Source organism: Streptomyces sp. NBC_01317 (assembly GCF_035961655.1).
Taxonomy (GTDB): domain Bacteria; phylum Actinomycetota; class Actinomycetes; order Streptomycetales; family Streptomycetaceae; genus Streptomyces.
Map to the genome: position 1 here is coordinate 7,251,993 of NZ_CP108393.1, position 22,111 is coordinate 7,274,103.

21 protein-coding genes are annotated in these 22,111 nt (G+C 70.6%); 13 read left to right on the forward strand and 8 right to left on the reverse strand.

What is annotated here, in order from left to right:
• Positions 1-160: 160 nt before the first annotated feature.
• Both OG349_RS31585 and OG349_RS31590 read left to right on the forward strand, forming a co-directional pair.
• A complete protein-coding gene (locus OG349_RS31585) occupies positions 161-1,498 on the forward strand; it encodes a PP2C family protein-serine/threonine phosphatase (protein ID WP_327237823.1) in 1,338 nt (445 codons plus the stop codon).
• Positions 1,495-1,851, forward strand: a complete 357-nt coding sequence (locus OG349_RS31590; RefSeq protein WP_327237824.1) for an STAS domain-containing protein — start codon at positions 1,495-1,497, stop codon at positions 1,849-1,851. Before OG349_RS31585 ends, OG349_RS31590 begins: the two co-directional genes overlap by 4 nt.
• Here OG349_RS31590 and OG349_RS31595 read toward each other — a convergent pair.
• Positions 1,848-2,249, reverse strand: a complete 402-nt coding sequence (locus tag OG349_RS31595; RefSeq protein WP_327237825.1) for a VOC family protein — start codon at positions 2,247-2,249, stop codon at positions 1,848-1,850. The two genes, OG349_RS31590 and OG349_RS31595, sit on opposite strands and share 4 nt — an antisense overlap.
• The gene (locus OG349_RS31600) at positions 2,246-2,548 is read right to left on the reverse strand and encodes an ArsR/SmtB family transcription factor (RefSeq protein WP_327237826.1); all 303 of its coding nucleotides are present in this window, start codon (positions 2,546-2,548) and stop codon (positions 2,246-2,248) included. Before OG349_RS31600 ends, OG349_RS31595 begins: the two co-directional genes overlap by 4 nt.
• A gap of 146 nt (positions 2,549-2,694) precedes the next feature.
• Here OG349_RS31600 and OG349_RS31605 point away from each other — a divergent pair, with 146 nt between their 5' ends.
• The 3 genes from OG349_RS31605 to OG349_RS31615 are packed head-to-tail and all read left to right on the forward strand — an operon-like array spanning position 2,695 to position 6,454.
• A complete protein-coding gene (locus tag OG349_RS31605; RefSeq protein ID WP_327237827.1) occupies positions 2,695-4,389 on the forward strand; it encodes a class I mannose-6-phosphate isomerase in 1,695 nt (564 codons plus the stop codon).
• Entirely contained in the window at positions 4,386-5,384 is a 999-nt protein-coding gene (locus tag OG349_RS31610) for an ROK family protein (RefSeq protein WP_327237828.1), read from the forward strand. The genes OG349_RS31605 and OG349_RS31610 overlap by 4 nt, the downstream gene beginning before the upstream one ends.
• 26 nt (positions 5,385-5,410) lie before the next feature.
• Positions 5,411-6,454: a LacI family DNA-binding transcriptional regulator gene (locus OG349_RS31615; protein ID WP_327237829.1), complete on the forward strand. Its 1,044-nt coding sequence runs from the start codon at positions 5,411-5,413 to the stop codon at positions 6,452-6,454.
• A 162-nt stretch (positions 6,455-6,616) separates the two neighbouring features.
• On the opposite strand, the gene OG349_RS31620 is transcribed toward OG349_RS31615, so the two are convergent.
• A complete protein-coding gene (locus OG349_RS31620; protein ID WP_161311792.1) occupies positions 6,617-7,444 on the reverse strand; it encodes a GntR family transcriptional regulator in 828 nt (275 codons plus the stop codon).
• Between the two features lie 251 nt (positions 7,445-7,695).
• Here OG349_RS31620 and OG349_RS31625 point away from each other — a divergent pair, with 251 nt between their 5' ends.
• From OG349_RS31625 to OG349_RS31650, 6 genes are all read left to right on the forward strand, one after another.
• Complete coding sequence (locus OG349_RS31625; RefSeq protein ID WP_327237830.1) at positions 7,696-8,943, forward strand: extracellular solute-binding protein; 1,248 nt, start codon at positions 7,696-7,698, stop codon at positions 8,941-8,943.
• Entirely contained in the window at positions 8,940-9,863 is a 924-nt protein-coding gene (locus OG349_RS31630) for a carbohydrate ABC transporter permease (protein WP_327237831.1), read from the forward strand. Before OG349_RS31625 ends, OG349_RS31630 begins: the two co-directional genes overlap by 4 nt.
• Positions 9,860-10,693 carry a carbohydrate ABC transporter permease gene (locus tag OG349_RS31635; RefSeq protein ID WP_327237832.1) on the forward strand — a complete coding sequence of 278 codons (834 nt, stop codon included), beginning with the start codon at positions 9,860-9,862 and terminating at the stop codon, positions 10,691-10,693. The genes OG349_RS31630 and OG349_RS31635 overlap by 4 nt, the downstream gene beginning before the upstream one ends.
• Before the next feature lie 13 nt (positions 10,694-10,706).
• Positions 10,707-12,323, forward strand: coding sequence for a beta-N-acetylhexosaminidase (locus OG349_RS31640; RefSeq protein ID WP_327237833.1), 1,617 nt, complete (start codon positions 10,707-10,709; stop codon positions 12,321-12,323).
• Between the two features lie 11 nt (positions 12,324-12,334).
• Positions 12,335-13,816: a cellulose binding domain-containing protein gene (locus OG349_RS31645; protein WP_442806437.1), complete on the forward strand. Its 1,482-nt coding sequence runs from the start codon at positions 12,335-12,337 to the stop codon at positions 13,814-13,816.
• Positions 13,817-14,445: 629 nt separating this feature from the next.
• Positions 14,446-15,663 (forward strand): phospholipase D-like domain-containing protein, encoded by a 1,218-nt coding sequence (locus tag OG349_RS31650; protein WP_442806341.1) that lies wholly within the window; start codon positions 14,446-14,448, stop codon positions 15,661-15,663.
• A gap of 41 nt (positions 15,664-15,704) precedes the next feature.
• Here OG349_RS31650 and OG349_RS31655 read toward each other — a convergent pair whose 3' ends face one another.
• The 5 genes from OG349_RS31655 to OG349_RS31675 all read right to left on the reverse strand — a co-directional run bounded on the left by OG349_RS31655 (position 15,705) and on the right by OG349_RS31675 (position 19,916).
• On the reverse strand, positions 15,705-16,163 hold the full coding sequence (locus OG349_RS31655) for a MarR family winged helix-turn-helix transcriptional regulator (protein ID WP_327237835.1): 459 nt from the start codon (positions 16,161-16,163) through the stop codon (positions 15,705-15,707).
• 36 nt (positions 16,164-16,199) lie between these two features.
• The gene (locus tag OG349_RS31660; protein WP_327237836.1) at positions 16,200-16,625 is read right to left on the reverse strand and encodes an SRPBCC family protein; all 426 of its coding nucleotides are present in this window, start codon (positions 16,623-16,625) and stop codon (positions 16,200-16,202) included.
• 86 nt (positions 16,626-16,711) lie between these two features.
• Entirely contained in the window at positions 16,712-17,623 is a 912-nt protein-coding gene (locus OG349_RS31665) for an N-acyl homoserine lactonase family protein (RefSeq protein WP_327237837.1), read from the reverse strand.
• 129 nt (positions 17,624-17,752) lie between these two features.
• Positions 17,753-19,117 (reverse strand): LLM class flavin-dependent oxidoreductase, encoded by a 1,365-nt coding sequence (locus OG349_RS31670; RefSeq protein ID WP_327237838.1) that lies wholly within the window; start codon positions 19,115-19,117, stop codon positions 17,753-17,755.
• A 235-nt stretch (positions 19,118-19,352) separates the two neighbouring features.
• Positions 19,353-19,916: a hypothetical protein gene (locus OG349_RS31675; RefSeq protein ID WP_327237839.1), complete on the reverse strand. Its 564-nt coding sequence runs from the start codon at positions 19,914-19,916 to the stop codon at positions 19,353-19,355.
• Positions 19,917-20,119: 203 nt separating this feature from the next.
• Between OG349_RS31675 and OG349_RS31680 the strand changes: the two genes are divergently transcribed.
• Together OG349_RS31680 and OG349_RS31685 are read left to right on the forward strand one after the other, a co-directional pair.
• Positions 20,120-21,298: an alkene reductase gene (locus OG349_RS31680; RefSeq protein ID WP_327237840.1), complete on the forward strand. Its 1,179-nt coding sequence runs from the start codon at positions 20,120-20,122 to the stop codon at positions 21,296-21,298.
• Positions 21,295-22,047, forward strand: a complete 753-nt coding sequence (locus OG349_RS31685; protein ID WP_327237841.1) for an SDR family NAD(P)-dependent oxidoreductase — start codon at positions 21,295-21,297, stop codon at positions 22,045-22,047. Before OG349_RS31680 ends, OG349_RS31685 begins: the two co-directional genes overlap by 4 nt.
• Positions 22,048-22,111 lie beyond the last annotated feature (64 nt).

Consider the following 22,111-nt stretch of genomic DNA (forward strand, 5'->3'; position numbering starts at 1 on the left):
GTACCGGTGCGCGCACGTCACAGACCACACGCACAGGCCGCGTGCCGCTCGCCGTAGGACTGCTTCGAGCCACCCCGGGGTAACTCATGGGACGCGTTCCGTAGGATAAGGCAGCCGCCCTCGGGCCGGCGGTCCGGTTGCCGGCAGCGGGGGAGACACTATGACGGCGACCCAGGACGCCTTCCATCCGGACGCGGGGCAGTCCTCGCCGGACGAGCAGGCACGCCTCGCCGCCGTACGCCGCTACCGGATCCTCGACAGCGCGCCCGACGGCGCCTTCGGCAGGATCGCCTCCCTGGCGGCGCGCATCTTCGACGCACCCATGGCCACGGTGACGATCGTGGACAGCGACCGGGTGTGGTTCAAGGCCGCCCACGGCCTCAAGGACATGAGCGAGACCAGCTGCGCCCCGGGCCTGTGTGCCTCCGCCATCCTGCACAGCGGGCCGTACGTCGTCAGCGACACCCGGGCCGACCCCCGGGCCACCGTCCACCCTCTCGTGCGGAGCTGTCCGGCCGTCCGCTTCTACGCCGCCGCGGCGATCACCACCGCCGACGGCCACCGGCTCGGCACCGTCAACGTCCTGGACACCAGGCCCCGGCATCCCACCCCTGGTCAGCTCGAAGCGCTGGAGGACCTCGCCGCGCTCGTCATGGACGAACTCGAAGTACGCCTGTCCACGCTGCGTACCGTCGCCGCCGAGCGCGAGCGGCGAACCGACGCCGAACGGCTGGCGCGCACCCTTCAGCGCACTCTCCTGCCCCCCGCCCTGCCTCTGGTGCCCGGCCTGGACGCGGCCGCCGCCTACCACCCCGCCTCCGTCGACGAGGTCGGCGGCGACTTCTACGACCTGTTCCCCCTCGACGACGGCCGCTGGGCGTTCTTCCTCGGTGACGTGTGCGGCAAGGGGGCCGACGCCGCCGCCCTGACGTCGCTGACCCGCTACACCCTGCGCGCCGCGGCCATCTACAACCCCGACCCGTGCACCGCCCTGGCGAACCTCGACACCGTCCTGAAAGGGGAGTACCAGGGCAGCACCCCGCGGTTCTGCACCGCGGTGTTCGGCGTGCTGGACGCCCTGGCCGACGGGTCGTTCGCCGTCACACTGGCCGGTGGCGGCCACCCCCCGGCCCTGGCGCTGCGTGCGGACGGCACCGTCGAGCCCATCTCCACCACGGGCGGCCAGCTGATCGGACTGCTGCCCGATCCGCACTTCGTAGGGACCACCACACGCCTCGCCCCCGGCGACGCGCTGCTGCTGTACACCGACGGACTCAGCGAGGCCCGCACCGCGGGGGGCGCCATGCTCGGCGAGGACGGACTGGCCCGCCACCTGTCCGAACATCCTGCCCAGGGAGCCGACGCCCTGCTCGCGATGCTGCACACCCTCTTCACGGACCTGGGCACGGGAGTCAGCGACGACACCGCGCTGCTCGCCCTTTCCGTCCCCTTGGTCCCCCTGGGTACCACCGACCGACCCGTACAGGAGAACAGGTGACCGACCGTACTCTGACCGCGACCCGACGACCTCACCCCGCGGGCGCCACGGTGCTGGCCGTGACGGGCGAACTCGACCACCACACCGCCCGGGAGCTCAGCCACGTCGTCGACGAGGCTCCCTTCACCTCCGACGCTCCCGTGATCATCGACCTGACGGATCTCACCTACTGCGACTCCACCGGCCTCACCGTCCTTGTCGCCGCCTACAACCGGGCCCAGCAGGCCGGTACCCCGCTGGTCCTCGTCGGGCTGAACGCCGACCTGACGCGTGTCTTCCGTATCGTCGGCCTGGACCAGCTCTTCAGCTTCCAGCCCACCCTCGAAGACGCTGTCGACGCTTTGCGTGCCTAGGGCGTGTCTTTCGGCTGCGTCGCGATCTGGATCAGGTTGCCGCAGGTGTCGTCGAGGACGGCGGTGGTGACGGGGCCCATCTCCAGGGGTTCCTGGGTGAAGACGACGCCGAGGGCGCGCAGCCGCTCGTACTCAGCCTGTACGTCGTCGACGGCGAACTGGTGGATCGGGATGCCGTCCTGGACGAGCGCGTCGCGGTAGGGCTTGACGGCCGGGTGGCCGGCGGGCTCCAGGAGGAGTTCGGTGCCGCCGGGCTCGGCGGGCGAGACGACGGTCAGCCACCGGTCCTGCCCGCCCACCGGGACGTCGTACTTCTTCACGAAGCCGAGGATCTCGGTGTAGAAGCGCAGGGCCTTGGCCTGGTCGTCGACGAAGACGCTGGTCAGATGGATCTTCATGGGGTGTTCTCCTCGGGTCCGGGGGTGTCGGGCAGGGGCCATCGCTCGGCGATCCGCCGCAGCGGGGCCGTGTTGAGGTCGTGGAACTTGTAGCGGCCCTCCCGCCGGGTCTCGACCAGCCCGGCGGCCTCCAGCAGGGCGAGGTGCTGGGACACCGCCTGGCGTGAGATGCCGAGTTGATGCTTCATGGCCAGTCGCGAGCAGATCTCGAACAGGGTCTGTCCGGACTTCTCCGCGAGTTCGTCGAGGATGGTACGGCGGGTGGAGTCGGCCAGGGCTTTGAAAAGATCGTCGGCCACGACCACAGGATAGGCAAGTCTTCGCTTGCCTATCAAGGGCCTGGGCGGGAGCGATCCGTCCCGGGGATTGACATCGGCAGGGTTCGGCAGGCAACCTCGACGCGTAGCGTGTTAACGATAACATTCATGAACGTGAAGGAGACCGCATGTACCGGCTCGACCCGCGTTACACCCCCGCACCCCGGGCCGTCCTCGCCGCCGGATGGCGGGCGGTGTCCGCGCAACTCCCGGACGGCCCGGCGGTGGTGGCCGTCGACGGACCCCCGTCCGTCGACTGGGAGCGATTCCGCGACGGCCTCGAACGCGAGCTGACCGCGCGTGGCACCCCGCTCGTCCTGCTCGATGTCCGCGCCCATTACGTACCGCCGGCCCAGGTCGAGCGGCGCACCGAGCGACCGGAGGACGCGGACGACCCGTACTTCCGCAAGCTCGCCGAGAACCCCCTCGACGACCTCTTCGACACCCTTCCGCGGCCGGCTCCCCCGCAGGAAGGGGTCCTGCTCGTCTACGGGCCGGGCGCCGCTCTCGTGGAGCACGACCTGCTCTGGTACGCCGACGTGCCCAAGCGGTACGCGGAGGCCGCGGTGGCCGCGGGCAGGCGGGGGGCGAACCTCGGACTGCCCGAAGGGAAGCCCGACTTCAGGCGGCTGTTCTACGTCGACTGGCCGATGCTCGACCGCCACCGCGACGCGTTGGCCCACCGCCTCGACGCCTGGCTCGATATGCAAGAACCCGACCGTCCCGCGCTGATCGACGGCGACGGCCTGCGCGCCACCTACGCGACGTTGGCGCGCGGGCCCGTCCGCACCCGTCCGTACTTCAACTCCACGCCCTGGGGCGGCCATTGGGCCCAGCGTGAGCTCGGGTTCAACCGCGACGCCGGCAATACCGCGCTCGGCTACGAACTGATCGCGCCGGAGGCCGGCATCCTCATCGGCACCGGGCCGCGGGCTCAGGTCGAGGTGCCCTTCCAGCTGATGTGCGTGCTGGAACCCGAGAACGTGATGGGGGCCGAGGCCCACGCCCGCTTCGGCACCTCCTTCCCGATCCGCTTCGACTATCTCGACACCGTCGGCGGCGGCAACCTCTCGCTGCACTGCCACCCCAAGGAGGCGTACATGCGGGAGCGTTTCGGCTGGCCCTACACCCAGCACGAGACGTACTACCTGACCCTCGGCGGCCCCGGTGCCAAGGTCTTCCTCGGCCTGCGTGAGGACGCCGACGTCGATCTCTTCCGCAAGGAGGTACGGGAGTCCGTCGCCGGGGGAGTGCCCATGGACCCCGAGGACCACGTCCTCGCCTTCCCCGCCGAGCAGGGGCAGTTGTTCATGATCCCCGCGGGCACCCCGCACGCCAGCGGGGCGGGCAATCTGGTGCTGGAGATCAGCGCCACCCCGTACCTGTACAGCCTGAGGTTCTACGACTGGCTGCGGCCCGCCGCCGACGGCACCCCGCGCCCCCTGCCGTACGAACACGGATTCGCCAACCTGGAGAGCGGACGGCGTGGCGAGAGTGTCGCCCGCGACCTGGTGCAGGAGCCGCGCACCCTGCGCGAGGGCAACGGCTGGCGGGAAGAGGTGATCGGCGCACTGGACGAGATGTTCTACGAGGTCAGGAGGTACGTGATCGACGCCGGCGCCGAGGCGGACGACCACACCCGCGACCGCTTCCACCTGCTGAACGTGGTGGAGGGCGAGGGCGTCACCGTGCACACGGCGGCCGGGGACCGGCACGAACTGGCCTACGCGGAGACGCTGACCGTGCCGGCCGCGGTCGGCGGCTACACCCTGCGGGCGGTCGGTGATCGCCCGGTACGGGTCGTGAAGGCGCTCGTCCGTTGATCCCCGTCCTGGAGATCGGCGGCACCCATGTCACCGCCGCCCTCGTCGACCTGCCCGGGCGACGGGTCGTCCACCGCACCAGGAGCCCGCTCGACCCGCACGGCGGCGCCGGGGACATTCTTGGCGGCGTACGGCGCTGCGCCGCCGGGCTGCCGGCGCCTCCCGGCGCACGGTGGGGCGTGGCCGTGCCGGGACCGTTCGACTACGCGAAGGGAGTCGCGCTCTTCGCGGGTGTCGGCAAGTTCGAGGCGTTGTACGGAGTGGACGTGCGAGCGGCACTCCTCGGCGGTCTGTGGCAGCGTCCCGGTGACGTCGTGTTCCTCAACGACGCGCACGCCTTCCTGGCCGGTGAGTGGACCGGGGGCGCGGCCCACGGACACCGCCGTGCTGTCGGCATCACGCTCGGTACGGGCGTCGGTTCGGCGTTTCTCGCCGACGGCCTCATCCGCGAGGACGGTTCCGGCGTGCCGCCCGGGGGGCGCATGGACCTGACCGAGGTCGGCGGCAGGCCGTTGGAGGACACCGTTTCCCGCCGGGCGATCCTCGTCCGGTACGGCGATCCGGCCGCCGACGTGCGCGACATCGCCGACCGCGCCAGGGCGGGGGAGCAACGGGCCCGCCGGGTGCTGGCCGACGCCCTGACCGCGCTGGGTGCCGCGCTCGGCCCGCGCCTGGCGGCTTTTGGCGCGACCGTCCTGGTCGTCGGAGGGTCCATGGCCCGCTCCTGGGATCTTGTCTTCCCCGCGCTGCGCGGCGGACTCGCCTCGGGCGGCTGGGTTCCGGACGACGGGGAGCCGGGGGACGTGGTCCCGGACGACGTGGACCGGGGCGACGGATCGCAGCGTACCGACACACCTGCGAGCCCTCCGGGTACCACCACCGGTCCGCGTCGCGTCCCGGCCGGCACCGCACGGCATACTCGTGCGGTGAGGCCCGCCGGCTCCGCCGAGGACGCCGCACTGATCGGCGCGGCACGCGCGGCTGCCACCGCGTGAGGACGGACGAAGGGAACACGGCCGGGATGCCGGGGACACACGGGTCGAAGGACGCTCAGCCGACGGTGCGTGACGTCGCCGAGAGGGCGAAGGTCAGCGCCATGACCGTCTCCCGCGTTCTGCGTGACGATCCGAAGGTGCTGCCGGCCACCGCGGCCCGCGTGCGCGCGGCGGTCGCGGAACTCGGCTACCGCCGCAACGAGATGGCCCGCAGCCTGCGTCTCGGAAGTGGTACGGGCCTCGTGGGCCTGGTGGTCACCAACCTGGCCAACCCGTTCTACTCACGACTGGCCCTGGGCGTCGACTCCGTCGTCGTCCGGCACGGCCTCAAGGCCGTCATCGGCAACACCGGCCAGGACCTCGACACCGAGCGCGGTCTCGTCGAGGACCTGGTCGGGCGGCGTGTCGACGGCATCATCGCCGTGCCCGCCGGTCCTGACCAGCGGCATCTGGCCGCCGCGGCGGCCGAGGGGGTGCCCGTCGTGGTCGCGAGCCGTCCGCCCGAGGGGTTCGGCGCGGACTGTGTCCTGGTCGACGACTACGGCGGCGCTCGCGCCGCCACCGAAAGCCTGCTCGGCGCCGGTCATCGCAGGATCGGATTCCTCGGTTCGCCACCCGCCGTCTACACCGGTACGGAGCGGTTGCGCGGATTCACCGACGCCCTCGCCTCCGCGGGCCTGTCCACCGACCCCGCCTACGTGCGGCGGGGACAGCGGCAGACCGGCGAGGCCGCGAGCGCCGCCGCGGAACTGCTCGGCCTGCCGGAACCCCCGACGGCCCTGTTCTGTTCCAACAACCGCAACACCATCGGAGCCTTCCGTGCCGTCCGCCGCGCCGGAACCACCACGGTGCTGGCCGGCTTCGACGATTTCGAACTCGCGGACACACTCGGCCTGCCGCTGACCGTCGTTGCCTACGACAGCGACGAACTGGGCCGTGAGGCGGGCCGGTTGCTGGTCGCGCGTATGGGCGGAGGACCCGCGAGCGCCGGGGCCGCCACTCCGTTCCGGCGCACCGTCGTGCCGACCACGCTCGTGCACTACGGCCCACCGGGGCCGGCAACTCGTTGACCGCCTGGCGCGGAGCCTCAACGGCGGCGCCCGCCCCCTGCCGGCCCGCCTCCTGGCCCAGCCCTGATCATCCTGATCACCGGGCACCCGTCCGACCGGGACGAGATCCGCGACCGCGTCGTGCCGCTGCACGGTCCGCGCTGAGCCGGCCCGGCGTGGGTGTCAGTACGCGTCCCCCGTCGTGGACGACGTGATGATGCCGTCGTGTGCGAAGTCGCCCGGGGGGATGCCGGGGTGGTGGCCCTGGGGGCGCGGGTGCGGGGACGACGTGCCGAGGGCCAGGCGGGAGACGATGCGGTAGCGGTCGCCCCGGTAGAGGGAATGTACGTACTCGACGGGGCGGCCCGAGGTGTCCAGGGTCAGCCGTTCGATGAGCAGGGCGGGGGAGAGGACCGGGACGTCCAGGACGGAGGCCTCCGCCTCGTTCACGACGGTGGGTTCGATGGACTGGGTGGCCTCGTGCACGTACACCTGGTGGTGTTCCCGCAGGTGGTCGTAGAGCTCGCCCGACTCCAGCTCCTGCGGTGTCAGTCCGGGAGCCAGCTCGGCCGGGATGTGCAGGTGCTCGATCGCCATGGGAGCGCCGTTCACCAGCCGCAGGCGGGCGATGTAGATCAGCTCGGCGGCCGGGGAGACGCGCAGCTTGCGGCCGATCCTGGCGCCGGCCTGCGAGGTGCTGCGCTCCAGGATGCGGCTCGACCAGGCGCCGGAGGCCCGGGGGACGACAAACGCGGTGTCGTCGGCGCTGAGTTCCTGAGTGATCTTCGCCGGGGCCACGAACATGCCGCGGCCGTGCTCCCGCACCAGCAGGCCTGTGGCGACGAGTTCGTCCACGGCCGAGCGCAACGTCGGCCGGGAGACGCCCAGTTCGGCGCAGAGGGTGCGTTCGGAGGGGATGGCGTCGCCCGCGTGGCGCGTCTCGATCAGGCCGAGCAGGTGGTCCCTGACCCGCTCGCGCTTGAGTACCCCGCCCGACGAACCGCTCCCCATGGAGGTGACCTCTTTCGCTTGCGTCGATCCTGCGTCGATCCTGCGTCGATCCTACTGGTCAGTGGTCAGTGACTGGTCGGTGGCTGGTCAACTGGTAAGGGTCATTCTGCACCATTCTAGCCGCTGCCGTCGCCGTCGGGCGCAAGTGAATCCTTTGGTTCCGGGCTTGACGGCTTCATTGGTCCATGCCACCTTCTGGTCACCGCGTCTTGCCAGTTGACCAATTGGTAAATCTCTCATCGAGGTGGTCCGTGAAGATCCGCTTCATCGCCGGTATCGCAGCTCTCGCCACGACCCTGGCGCTCAGCGCCTGTAGCTCTTCCTCCGACACCGCCGCCGGGCCCGAGAAGCTCACTGTCTGGATCATGAAGGACAGCGTCACCTCCGACTTCCTCGGCCGCTTCACCCAGGACTTCGAACGCCGGCACAAGGACCTCGCCCTGGACATCCAGATCCAGGAGTGGGACGGCATAGGCGAGAGGGTCACGGCCGCCCTCGCCAGCAAGGACGCCCCCGACGTGATCGAGGTGGGCAACACCCAGGTCGCGCAGTACGCGGCGAGCGGCGGGGTCAAGGACCTCACCGACCGGACCGGGGACCTGTCCGGTGGCGACTGGCTGCCCGGTCTCGCCGAGCCGGGCAGGATCGACGGCAAGCAGTACGGCATCCCCTGGTACGCGGCCAACCGGGTCGTGCTCTACAACAAGGACCTCTTCGCCGAGGCCGGGATCACCGGGCCGCCCGCCACCCAGGACGCCTGGCTCGCCGCCACGGCGAAGCTCAACAAGGGTGCCACCCAGGGCATTTACCTCCCCGGGCAGAACTGGTACACCCTCGCCGGCTTCATCTGGGACCAGGGCGGGGACCTCGCCACCCGCTCCGGCGACACCTGGAAGGGGGCCCTTCAGAGCCCGCAGGCCCTGGCGGGGATGGACTTCTACCGTCGCCTCCAGGTGCTGGGCAAGGGTCCCAAGGACTCCGACGAGGCCAAGCCGCCGCAGGCCGAGGTCTTCGCCGAGGGGGGTGTCGCACAGATCATCTCCGTCCCCGGCGGGGCGAAGATCGTCGAGGAGGCCAATCCCGCGCTGAAGGGGAAGATCGGCTTCTTCCCGGTGCCGGGCAGGACCGCCGGCGTCCCCGGATCCGTCTTCACCGGCGGCTCCGACCTCGTCGTCCCCGAGGCCTCCGGCCACCAGGACGGCGCCTATCAGGTGATCAAGGCCCTCACCGGCGACACCTGGCAGAAGGACATGGCGAAGACCATGAGCTACGTACCCAACCGGACGTCCCTCGCGTCGGCCGTCCAGGGCGACGCGGGTACGGCGGCGATGGCGGCCGGCGCGGCGCGGGGGCGGGCAACCCCCAACTCCCCGCAGTGGGCCGCCGTCGAGGCCACCAATCCCATCAAGCAGTACATGACCGCCGTACTGACCGGAGCCGACCCCGCGCGGGCGGCCGAGGACGCGTCCGACAGCATCACCAAGACGCTCGGCTCATGAACCGGGCTCTCCCCAGGGCGCTTCCCAGGACTCTCCCCAGGGCCTTCTGGCCGTATCTGCTCGTCGCTCCCACGGTCCTCGGGGCGGCCGGTCTGCTCCTCTACCCGCTGGTCCGCAATATCGTCATCTCCTTCCAGCGGTACGGAATGGGCGAACTCGTCCGCGGCGGAGCCTCGTTCGCCGGTCTCGCCAACTACCGGGACATCCTCGGGGACGACGAGTTCTGGGAGGTCGTACGCCGCACCCTCTGGTGGACGGCCGTCAACGTCTTCCTGATCATGGTCCTGGCCACGCTCGTCGCCCTCCTGCTCCAGCAACTCGACCGCCGCTCCCGGCTGTTGGTGCTGAGCGGGCTGGTGCTCGCCTGGGCCAGCCCCGTCATCGCCACCACCACCGTCTTCCAGTGGCTGTTCTCGTCCCGGCTCGGAGTGGTCAACTGGCTGCTCGTACGCCTCGGCTTCACGTCGTACGAGAACTACTCCTGGTTCGCCGACGGCCGCGCCACCTTCACCATCCTGGTGATCGTCGTCGTCTGGCAGTCCGTCCCGTTCGCCGCCATCACGCTGCACGCGGCCCTGCTCACCGTCCCCGCCGAGTTGTACGAATCGGCACGGCTCGACGGCGCCGGCGCGGCACGGATCTTCCGCTCCGTGACGCTGCCCATCCTCCGCCCGATCTTCGGACTCGTGCTCTGCCTCGAAGTCATCTGGGTCTTCCGCTGCTTCGCCCAGATCTGGGCCATCAGCAAGGGCGGCCCCGGCGACGCCACCACCACCCTGCCCGTCTACGCCTACCGCGTCGCCCAGTCCCTGCACCGGTACGACCTGGGCGCGGCGGTCTCGACCGTCACCGTCCTGCTGCTCCTGGCCGTGCTCGTCCTCTACTTCCGTCAGATGTTCCGGCAGGAGGCAGAACAGTGAGCCGATCCCGCGCCCGGCGCGTCCCGCTCCACGCCGCCGCTCTGCTGGTCTTCGTCCTGTCGGCCTTCCCCGTGTACTGGATGGTGCTGACCGCCTTCAAGCCCACCGCGGACATCCAGTCCGAGACCCCGGTCTTCCTGCCCACCTCGGTGACCCTCGACCACTTCACCAAGGCCTTCGAGGCCGACGGCTTCTGGCTCTTCTGGCGCAACAGCCTGATCGTCACGGTCAGTTGTGTCGTCCTCGCCCTGATCGTCGCCCTCGGCGCCGCGTTCGCCGTGGCGCGGCTGCGGTGGAAGGGGCGCCGCGGCTTCATCCTCATGGTGTTCATCGCGCAAGTGGCGCCCTGGGAAGCGCTGTTGATCCCGATGTACATCATCGCCAGGGACACGGACATGCTCGACAGGCTGTCCACCCTGACGCTGATCTACTTCATGATCACCCTGCCCTTCACCATCGTCACCCTGCGGGGTTTCCTCACCGCCATCCCGGTCGAACTGGAAGAGGCCGCGCAGGTCGACGGATGCACCCGGGCGGTCGCCTTCCGCCGGGTCACCCTGCCGCTCCTCGCACCCGGCCTGCTCGCCACCTCGCTCTTCGGATTCATCACCGCCTGGAACGAATTCGCCTTCGCCAACATGCTGATCATCAAGAACCAGGACGACCGGACCCTCCCCGTCTGGCTGTCCTCCTTCTCCAACGTCTTCGGCACGGACTGGGGCGCCACCATGGCCGCCTCCACTCTCTTCGCCCTGCCCGTGCTGCTGCTCTTCCTGGTCCTCCAGGGCCGGGTCGCCGCCGGGATGACCAGCGGCGCCGTCAAGGGATAGGGACACACACCGGATGACCGCACCCGCGCACCCCGCAGCCGACCCCGCCACCCGGCGCGGCGGACCACCCCTGATCCCCCGCCCGTCCCAGCTGACCACCCTGCCCGGGAGGTTCACGCTCGACGCGCACACCGCGGTACGGGCCGCGCCCGGCGGCGCCACCGCCGCCGCGGACCTGCTCCGTACCCTCCTCGCTCCCGCCACCGGACTGCCCCTGCCCGCGGCGGCGGACGGCAGTGTCGTCCTGGTGGTCGACCCGGCCCTCGCCGGTCTCGGCCGGGAGGGCTACGGCCTCACGGTCGGCGCCGACGCCGTGCTGCTGCGCGCCGCGCACCCGGACGGTCTGCTCAACGCCGTCCAGACGATCCGTCAACTCCTGCCGCCCGAGGCCCTGTCGGCGGAGCCCGTACGCGGGACGGAGTGGACGCTGCCGTGCGTCCAGATCACCGACGTTCCGCGCTTCGCCTGGCGCGGCGTCATGCTCGACGTGGCCAGGCGCTTCCGGCCCGTCTCCTTCCTCCGCCGGTTCGTCGACCTGCTCGCCCTGCACAAACTCAACGTGCTGCATCTGCACCTCACCGACGACCAGGGCTGGCGCATGCCGGTCGCCGCCTATCCCCGGCTCACCACCGTGGGCGGCGAGCCGCACGGCGGGGCCTACACCCGCCGGGAGTTGGAGGACCTGATCGCCTACGCCGCCGCGCGCGGCATCAGCGTCGTCCCCGAGATCGAGATGCCCGGCCATGTACGGGCCGCCCTCGCCGCCTATCCCGAACTGGGCAACGACCCCTCGCGCCGGCTGGAGGTGTGGAACCGCTGGGGGGTCTGCGACACGATCCTCGGGGTGCACGACGAGGTCCTGGACTTCTGCCGTGCCGTGCTGGACGAGGTGGTCGACGTCTTTCCCTCGCCGTACGTGCACGTCGGCGGCGAGGAGTGCCCGATCGTCGAGTGGGAGCGGTCCGACGCGGCCCGGCGCAGGGCGGCGCGGGAAGGGCTGAGCGGCCCCGGCGAGCTGCACCGCTGGTTCATGGACCGGATCGGCGGCTTCCTCGCGGAACGGGGCCGTACGCCCCTCGGCTGGACGGAGAGCGGCCGCGACCTGCCCCTCGGCTTCACCGCCCTGCCGTGGCGGGACGCCGCGCACGGCCTGGTGGCTGCGGGGCGGGGCCAGGACATCATCATGGCGCCCCACCGCTCGACGTACCTCGACTACCCGCAGAGCGGCCGGCCCGAGGAACCGCCCGGCCAGCCGGGCGGCCCGGTGACCCTGCGGGACGTGTACGACCTCGACCCGGCGCCCGCCGGCTGGGAGGCGGCCACGGCCGCCCGCGTCCTCGGCACCCAGGCGCAGTTGTGGAGCGAGTACGTCCCCACCGCCGCGCACGCCGAGTACCTGGCCTTCCCCCGGCTCTGCGCCCTCGCGGAGACGGCCTGGTCCGCCCACCGCGACTGGCCGGGCTTCCAGCGCCGGCTGGCCCACCACAGAACCCGGCTCGACACGCTCGGCGTGCCGGACCGACCACCGCACGACCCGCAGGACCAGCACGACCCGCAGGACCCGCAGGACCCGCACGACCCGCACCACTCCCCGCACATCCCCCCGCCAGGAGAGGAATCAGGTCGATGACCAGACACCCGATGACCAGGCAAGACAGCAGCGCCACCGAAGGAACAGGGACCCCCGGAAGGCGGTCCGCCGGACGCCTCCGTACCGCCGTCGCCCTGGGCGTGGCGGCCGGACTCGGCTGCGCCGCACTGACCGCGGTGCCCGCCGGGGCCGCCGACCCGACCGTGAAGGTGCAGTACCGCCAGAGCTCGACGGGATCCGACCAGGCGGAGCCCTGGTTCAAGGTCGTCAACACCTCCGGTTCCTCCGTCGCGCTCACCGGTGTCAAGGTGCGCTACTACTTCAGGGCCGAGGCCGGCGCCTCGTACACCTTCGCCTGCTCCTGGGCGGTGAAGGGCTGCGCGAACATCACCGGCACCTTCGGCACTCTCGCCCATCCCACCGCGACCGCCGACCGCTATCTGGAGATCGGCTTCACGGCGGGGGCGGGCAGCCTCGCCGCGGGGGCGGACACCGGAGACATGCAACTGCGCTTCTACCGCTCCAACTGGGCGGCGCTCAACCAGAGCGACGACTACTCCTTCGGCCCCGCGCAGACCACGTACGGGGACTGGACCAAGGCGACCGCGACGGTGGGTGGCACCACGGTCTGGGGTACGGCCCCGGCGGGCAACGACCCGGGAGGTCCGACCAACCCGCCGACCGACCCGCCCACCGACCCCCCGACGGACCCGCCCACCGGCGGCGCGGCCCTCTTCGACGACTTCAACTACACCTCGTACACCGATCCGTTGATCGGCACCCACGGCTGGAACGTGCGGTCCAACGCGGGCGGCCCCGGCGTGCCGGGCGCGACCTGGGCGGCCGACAACGTCACCTTCGCCAAGGAGGGGACCAACTCGGTCATGAACCTGGAGACGTCGACCGCGGGTACCGCCTCCACCACGGAACAGACCGAAGTCCTCACCAAAGCAACGAAGTTCAGGAACGGCACGTACGCGGCACGGGTGAAGTTCGCGGACACACCGAAGTCAGGACCCGACGGCGACCGCCTGGTCCAGACGTTCTTCACCATCAACGACCTCAAGGCGCCGATGGCGGACGACTACGCCGAGTACGACTTCGAGTACCTGCCCAACGGTGGCTGGGGGGAGCCGTCCAACATCCTCTACACCACCTCCTGGGAGACCTACCGCCCCGATCCCTGGGAGGCGGTCAACCAGCACTCCGAGTCCCGTACCAGCTACGCGGGCTGGCACGATCTGGTGGTCACCATCGACAATACGGCGATCACCTATTACGTCGACGGCCAGCCGTTCGGCACCCATGACGCCCGCTATCTGCCCGAGCGGCCCATGTCGATCAACTTCAACCAGTGGCTGATCGACCTCGCGGGGCAGACGAGCACGACGCCCCGGGCGTACGACCAGAAGGTCGACTACGTGCTGCACGTCAAGGACCAGGTGCTCACACCGGCGCAGGTCAACGCCAAGGTCGCCGCGTACCGCGCGGCGGGCAAGGCCTTCGAGGACACGGTGCCCGGGACTCAGTGACCGCCGGACCGGGCGGCAGGGGGGGGCAGGGGGCGGACGCCGGCCGGGCGTTCGCTCCCCGCCCCCTTCGCGCGGTCACATGCCCTCGCAGGCCGCCCCGAAGCCGTGGTCGTGGATGTGGCCGGGGCGAGTGCGACACGGGAGCGGATGCCGAGCTTTCCGCAGCGGGCGTCTTCCAGTCCGGCGTCATGGCCACCCGCAACCTCAGCCTCCGGGAACGCCTGCCCGAACACGCCCACGCCGCCGCGTACTCGGTCATGTACGCGGTCCAGGGGGCGGGCTACAGCCTCACCGCGTCCCTGTCCGCCGTGGCGCTGAATCCGGCGACTCCTTCGGTCGCGATCCTCGGCGGTGTCGCCCTCACCCTTCTCATCACCGCCGTCAGCGCCGTCGCGGAACGCCCCTCCGCAAAACCCGGACCTCGACCGGGTCGCCCGCCTTCGCCGAGGCGGACCACGCCCCGGACGGAACGGCCATGGCGCGGTCCTGGCCAGGACGGGTTTGAGGACGGCGTTCGCGGCCAGACTGTTGGTCGAGCTGCGTCAGCCACCCCTTCCGACCGGCTCGCAGTCGCCTCAGCGGTCGCCGGAAACGCGGAGGTGTCGCCTTTCCCGGCACGGCGGCATCGTATGACAAGCGCACGCAGTGAACTCGAACCCACCCCGGACGTCCCCGACCGGCCCGGATCCGTACCGGAGCGGAAGCAGCGGATGCGGCGCCGCCTGGAACGGCTGATCGGGATCGCCGCCACGGAAGGCAACACGCTGCTTCCGCTGCGCAACGGGGACGAGATCTTCGCGGCGATGCTGGAGAGCATCCGCGGCGCCGAGTACACCATCGACATGATGACGTTCGTGTACTGGCGGGGTGAGATAGCCCGCCGGTTCGCGACGGCCCTGGCGGACCGGGCGCGCGAAGGGGTGCGCGTACGGCTGCTGCTGGACGGCTTCGGCAGCCGGCTGATCGAGAAGGATCTGCTCGATCTGATGGCGGCGGCGGGCGCGGAGGTGGAGTGGTTCCGCAAGCCGCTGTACCTCTCGCCGCTGAAGCAGAACCATCGGTGTCACCGCAAGGTACTCGTCGTGGACGAACGTGTCGCCTACACCGGCGGGGTGGGAATCGCCGAGGAGTGGTGCGGCAACGCGAGCAACGCGAACGAGTGGCGCGACACCCATGTCCAGGTGCGCGGGCCCGCGGTCGACGGCGTCGCCGCGGCCTTCGCGCAGAACTGGGCCGAGTGCCACGACACCCTCTTCGACGCGCACGACCGCTTCACCGGCCACGAGCCGCAGGGGGACGCCGTCGTCCAGGTGGTCCGCGGTTCGGCGAGCTTCGGCTGGCAGGACATGCAGACCCTCCTGCGCGTCATGATCGAGTCGGCCCAGGAGCGGTTCCGCCTGGCCACCGCGTACTTCGCCCCCGACACGTACTTCATCGAGCTGCTGTGCGCGGCGGCCAGGCGCGGCGTCGAGGTGGAGATCCTGCTGCCCGGCCCCCACACCGACAAGCGGGTCTGCCAGCTCGCGGGCCAGAACCACTACGACGACCTCCTCGCCTGTGGAGTGAAGATCTTCGAGTACCAGCCGACGATGATGCACGCCAAGGTCATCACCGTCGACCGGGTCGCCGCCCTGATCGGCTCGACCAACTTCAACCGCCGCTCCCTCGACCACGACGAAGAGGTGATGCTCGCCGTCCTGGACGAGGACTTCACCGCCACCCTGGACGGCCACTTCGACGAGGACCTGGCGGTCAGCGAGCGGATCGAGAAGGGGCGCTGGAAGCGGCGCCCGACCGCACAACGGCTGCGGGAGGCGGCCGTCACCCCCATCCGCCGGTTCCTGTAAGGCTCCGGGGCGGTGGTGCCCCGCGTGACACCCGGCCGGTGTCACGCCATGCGGTTGGCCAGGGCCTGGCCGGAGGGGAGGCCCGCCACGAAGGCGCGGAGGAAATCCGTGAGTTGTCCGGTGTCGTGCGTGTGGGTCAGGGCGTCGATGGACCGGTAGAGGGTTTCCTCGATCTCCGCGACCCGGCGGGCCAGCCGGGCCCCGGCCGGGGTGAGCGCGATCTCGATGTGACGGCGGTCGTGCGCGGCCGCCTCGCGGGTGACCAGGCCGGCGGAGACCAGCCGGTCCACGAGGCGGCTGGGACTGCCGCTCTCGCAGACCAGGAGTTCGCCCAGACCGTTCAGGGTGAGTGGCTGGCGCTCTTCCAGGACGCGGATGACCTCCGCCTGGGAAGTGGTGACCCCCAGGGGCTTGAGGGCCTGGCCGAGCAGCCGGTTGCCTTCACGTTGGGCGGCCAGGATCAGGTAGCGGAGTTCCTCGGCGGGACGCATGGCGGGCATGGGGACATTCTCCCTGATCGGTGACGGCGGATTCGCTCATACGGCCGCGTCGGCGAGGAGCCCCACATGGGCCGCGCGTTCGGTGAGACGGTCCAGGCGCAGCTCGGCCACGCCCCGGTACGCCTTGGCGAGGGCGCGGGCCAGCGGCCCCTGGTGGGTGAACGCGTGGGTGACCAGGGTGCCGTCGAGGTGGGGCCGGAGGCGCCAGGTGCCCGTCTCCTGGAAGCCGGGGACCTGCCAGGCGCAGTCGATCTCCCGCTCTTCGATACGGGTGTACTGCCAGGTCCCGGTGAGTCCGCCGACCACGGTGAGGGCGTACGGGACTCCCGTGGTGGCGCGGGCCGGTCCGTCGACGCGCTTGAACGCCGGGTTCCAGTCGCGCAGGGCAAGGGGGTCCAGGAGGGCGTGGCGGACCTGGGCGGGGGAGGCGTCGAGGAAACGGGTGGCGTGCTGGCTGGTCATGTCAGGTCCTGTCCTGTGTGGACTGTCCGGTCTGTCCCGGCTGTTCGGGCTGTTCGGGAGGCGTACGGGTGGGGGCTCGCGCTCGCTCAGGCTCGGGCCGCTTCGGCGAGCCGGGTCCCCTGGGTGGCGTTGGCGGTGGCAGCGGTGAGAGCGGCGGCGGCGCCGGGGTCGTGGGCGGCCAGTACGGTCAGGCCGGGGTTGCGCCGGCGCATTTCGTTGATCAACGTGGTGGTGTCGGTGAGGCGCCTCTTCTCGCCCACACCCGGGACGTGTCCCGCTTCGAGCAGGGCGGAGTCGTACGTGACGTCACCGACCATGAGCAGCGGCGGGTGGTGGGGCCCCCGGACGAGCATCGACAGGGAACCCGGGGTGTGGCCGGGCGTGGGCACCAGGACCATGCTGCCGTCGCCGAACAGGTCGTGCCCGGTGGTGAAGGGGGCGAGGGCGGGATCGGTGAGCGGCCGGGGATCGACGTGCTTCCAGCGCAGGCCGGGGATCTGGATGTGGGAGCGCAGCAACCCCTTCTGTTCGGGGGCCGGTTCCTTCAGGGTCTCCCACTCGCGGCGGCTGACGACGATCTCGGCGTGGGTCAGTTCGCGCAGACCGCCGATGTGGTCCTGGTGCAGATGGGAGACGACGGCGGTGGTGACGTCGCGGATGTCGTACCCGAGGGCGGCGAGTTGGTTGGTGAGGGTCTGGTCGGCGGCGATGTCGAAGCGGGCGAGCCGCTTGTAGATCAGCCCGACAGGGCCGCCGGGGAAGTAGGCCGGGTCGGTCACCGAGGCGCGGTCCTGGCCGGTGTCGAACAGCACGAGTCCGTCGCGGTGTTCGATCACGTACACATTGATCGGCAGCGGCTCGGTCCAGCGCCGCGAGGTGGCCAGCCACCAGTACATCGGCTTGCGGGTCGCGGCCCGGTGCTCGGGGCGGATCATCACCTCGCCGGTGCTGACCACGGAGACGCGCTGGACGGGGGCGGGGTTCGTGTGAGTCGTCATAGAAGAAAGATGACACGACATGTATGTCGTGTCAAGTGTTTTCGGCGGCTCGCCGGAAACCCCGGAGCGGCCGCCCCTTGAGGAGGACGGCCGCTCCGCGACGCACGGCACCGCCGGGATCGGCGTTCCTCACGCGCCCGCCGCGAACGCTCCCCGGTAGGCCGCCGCCGGGTGCCGGTCGTTGAGGTGGGCGCCGGTGTGGAAGAGCTTCGCGCGCAGGGTGCCGGGTGTGTAGGCGGTCCTGGCGAGGCCGCGGCGGCGCAGTTCCGGCAGGAGTTTGTCGATGACCTCCTGGTACGAACCGGGGATGTGCCAGTTGGTGACGTTGATGCCGTCGACGCCCGCGGCCTGCCACTCCTCCAGGATGTCGGCGACCCGGGAGGGCGAACCGACCACCCGGTTACGGCGCGTCAGGATCCGCGCCAGGTCGGCGACCACGGGGTTCTCCTCGGTGACACCCATGCGTGTCCAGTCCAGGACGGCCTGGCTCCCGGTCGTCCTGACCTCGGAGAGCGGGGTGTCGAGCGGATACGGCGTACCGTCCGGGCGGTTCCCGTAGTTCAGCTGGATGAGATAGCCCCCGGGGCTGATGAAGCTCTCCAGGTGTGCCTCCTGCGCGCGGGCCTCTTCCTCGGTGTCGCCGATCACAAAGGTCAGCGCCTGGAAGAACATGATGTCCTCGGCCCGCCGGCCCGCTTCGACGGCGAGCGCGCGGGTCTCCGCGATCACGGCCTTGGCGACCTCGGGCGTGGGCGCGGCGATGAAGACGGCCTCCGCGTTCCGGGCGGCGAACGCCTTGCCCGGTCCCGAGGCGCCGGCCTGGAAGAGCACCGGTGTGCGCTGCGGCGACGGCGAGGGCAGGTGCGGCCCGAGGACGCGGTAGCGCTCACCGACGTGATGGATCCGGTGGACCTTCGCGGGGTCCGAGTAGATGCCCCGCTCCCGGTCCTTCAGGACCGCGCCCTCGTCCCACGAGCCCTCCCACAGCTTGTAGACGACGTCGACGTACTCGGCCGCCCACCGGTAGCGCTCCTCCCGTTCCGGCAACTGGTCGAGGCCGAAGTTGCGGGCGGTGTTCTCGACGGCGCTCGTGACGATGTTCCACGCGACGCGGCCGCGGGAGATGTGGTCGAGCGTGGACACCTTGCGCGCGAAGTCGAAGGGGTGCTCCTGGACGATCGAGCTGGTGAAGGCGAGACCGAGATGTTCCGTGTGCACGGCGAGCGCCGACAGGAGGACCGCCGGGTCGTTGCTGGGTATGTGCAGCCCTTCCCGTACGTTCCCACTGAAGTCGCCGTCCGCCGGGCCCTGTACGCCGACCTGGTCCGCGAAGAAGATGCCGTCGAACAGGCCCGCCTCCAGCCGCTTGGCGAGATCGATCCACACGTCGACGTCGTTGAAGTCGGCCTGGCGTGCCACCGGCTGCCGCCACTGGCCGTGGTGGTAGTGGGACGCGGTGTTCATGAGGAACGCGTTGAAAAGGAGCTCGGTCACGGCGGACTTCCCGGTCGATGAGGGGGTGTTGGGGGGTGTGCGGCAGACGTTAACCCCCTTTCCGGACGGCGGGGAGTGCCGGTGACCCGCCTCACACGGTGTCAGTCGGTGTGTTGACGCGGCGCGAGCGTTGGCAGTGGGCGACAACAGCGCTTCGGGGGCCGGGAGCCGCGATCGCGAGATTTCACACTGCCGACACACGCAGCCCTGTCGGCCCACACGGTCCCGCCGGTGTTCAGGCGCGGGAGGCCAGTGCCTTGCGCGTGATGCTGGCGGCGTAGTTCGGGGTCTCCCGGTGGTTGTGGGCGTCCGAGGCCTCCTGACGTGCTGACGCGGCCTGTTCGAACGTGATGCCGTTCGTCCCGTAGAACTCCATCCCCTCCGTGGTCGGGTGGGCGAGGATGCTGTTGCTCAGCCGGCAGGTGCCGTCTCCGTTGTCCGTCACACCGAGTTCCCAGATCCCCTGCGAAGTGGTCCAGCCGTTCGGTGTCAGCGCGTCAGAGAGCGACACCAGGCGCAGGTGGTGCTTCTCGAAGACGTCGTGCACGGCGTGCTGGATCGTCAGGGTGGTGCCGATCATCTCGACGTTCAGCGTTTCCCGGCGGCCGTCGTCGGTGATGCCGTGCGCGCAGGCCTTGTGTTCGCCCGGCGCGCAGCGCTGGTACTCCTCGTCCGACAGATTCCCCAGCCAGTCGGCGAGGTCGACCTGGTCGAAGGGCGCGCCGATGGTCGCGTGGACCGTCGAGTCCGAGAGGACAAGATCGGTCAGCACCTTGTTCTCGTTCGTGTGCTCGCTCATGTGAGGTTCTTCCTTCCCCGTGAACGGGTGAAGTGGGTGGGTGAACGGCTCCCCCTCACCTGCGACGGTAGCGCCTTTTCAGGGCTCCGGCCTATCACCACCGATGCTGGCACTCATCACCAGTGATCGTTGGACGTGATGGGTGGCGCGGGGCGACAGTGGACGGGCCAGCTTGATCCATCTGTCATGACGAGGAGGCGGGGATGTCCCTCCCGCTGCGCACCGCGGAGCAGCCACTGCTCGATCCGTACGATCTCGGCGACGGCCTGACCCTGCGCAACCGCGTGGTCATGGCCCCGATGACCCGGGCCCGGGCGGAGAATCCGGAGCTGGCCCCGACGGAGTTGCACAGCGAGTACTACCGGCAGCGCGCGGGCGCCGGCCTGATCGTGTCGGAAGGCACCTGGATCAGCGCCGGAGCGATCGGGGCGGTGCACGTACCCGGCATGTACAGCGAGGAACAGGCCCGTGCCTGGGCCGAGGTGACCTCGGCGGTGCACGCCGAGGGCGGAGCCATCTTCGCCCAGCTGGCGCACACCGGCGCCGCCTCGCATCCGGACTTCCACCAGGGCCACCTGCCGGTCGCGCCTTCCGCGGTCAACCCGGGCGGCAAGGTGTTCACACCGAACGGACTCACCCACGTCGTCACGCCCCGCGCGCTGAGCGTGTCGCAGATCGCGGACGTCGTGGAGCAGTACCGGTCGGCGGCCGTCAACGCGAAGCTGGCCGGCTTCGACGGTGTGGAGCTGCACGCCCAACGGGGTTATCTGATCGCCCAGTTCCTGAACCCCGCGCTCAACCTGCGTACGGACGCCTACGGCGGCACCGCCGAGGGCCGCGCACGGTTCCTGTTCGAGGTGCTCGACGCGGTGGTGGGTGTCTGGGGGCCGCACCGGGTGGGCGTCAAGTTCGCCCCGCACCAGGTGCTGGGCGAGTCGGCGGCGGCCTCGCCCGAGGTGCTGGCCGTCCACGAGTACGTGGCCGCCCGCCTCAACGACCACCCGCTCGCCTATCTGCACCTGATGATGACCCGGCAGCCCAACGTACGGGTGACGGCGGAGCAGCGACTCGAATCGCTGGGAGTGTTCCGGCCGTTGTACCGGGGGACGCTCATCGCGAACGCCGGCCTCGACCAGGAATCGGGCAACACGGTCATCGGCGAAGGCCTTGCCGACCTGGTGTCGTTCGCGGCGCTGTTCATCAGCAACCCCGACCTGCCGAAGCGCTTCGCGCACCATCTCCCGCTCGCCGACGGCGACCGCGAGACGTTCTACCAGGGCGGCCACCGCGGCTACACCGACTACCCGCCGGCGGATGTCGTGGCCGCCCCTTCGGTGACCTCGTCCACCGGCACCACGGAACCCCACGGAGCATCGCTGTGACCGCATCGCTCGAAGGAAAGATCGCCGTCGTCACCGGAGCCTCCTCCGGTATCGGGCGGGCCATCGCCGCCGAGTTCGTGGCGGAAGGAGCCCGCGTCTACCTCACGGGGCGCAGGAAGGCCGAACTGGACGCCGCGGTGGCGGAGATCGGGCCGGGTACGTCGGGCGTACGTACCGACGCGGCCGACCTGTCCGGGATCGAGGCGCTGTTCCGTACCGTCAGGGAACGCGAGGGCAGGCTCGACATCCTGGTCGCCAACGCGGGAGGCGGGGGTGGCGCGCCGCTGGGGACGATCACGGAGCAGCAGTACGACACCACGTTCGACATCAACGTCAAGGGGCTCCTCTTCACCGTGCAGGAGGCTCTCCCGCTGATGGACCGCGACGCGTCGGTGATCCTCATCGGATCCACCACCTCGATCAGGGTCGACGGGCCGGGGTTCAGCGTCTACGCCGCGAGCAAGGCCGCCGTACGGAGCTTCGCCCGCAGTTGGGCGGTCGACCTGCGGGGACGCGGCATACGGGTCAACGTACTGACCCCGGGGCCGACCAGGACGCCGGGCCTGCTCGGGCTGGCCCGGGCCGGCCGGGAGGAGGAGTTCCTCGACTCCTTCGCGGCGAGGATCCCGCTCGGCCGGGTCGCCGACCCCACGGAGATCGCCACGGCGGCGGTGTTCCTGGCCTCGGGGGCGTCGAGCTTCGTGAACGGGGCCGAGTTGTTCGTCGACGGCGGCCACGCCCAGATCTGACGGCAGCACGGACAGGACCGGCAGGTCCGGCGGCACCGGCAGCACCGACAGGACCGACAGGACC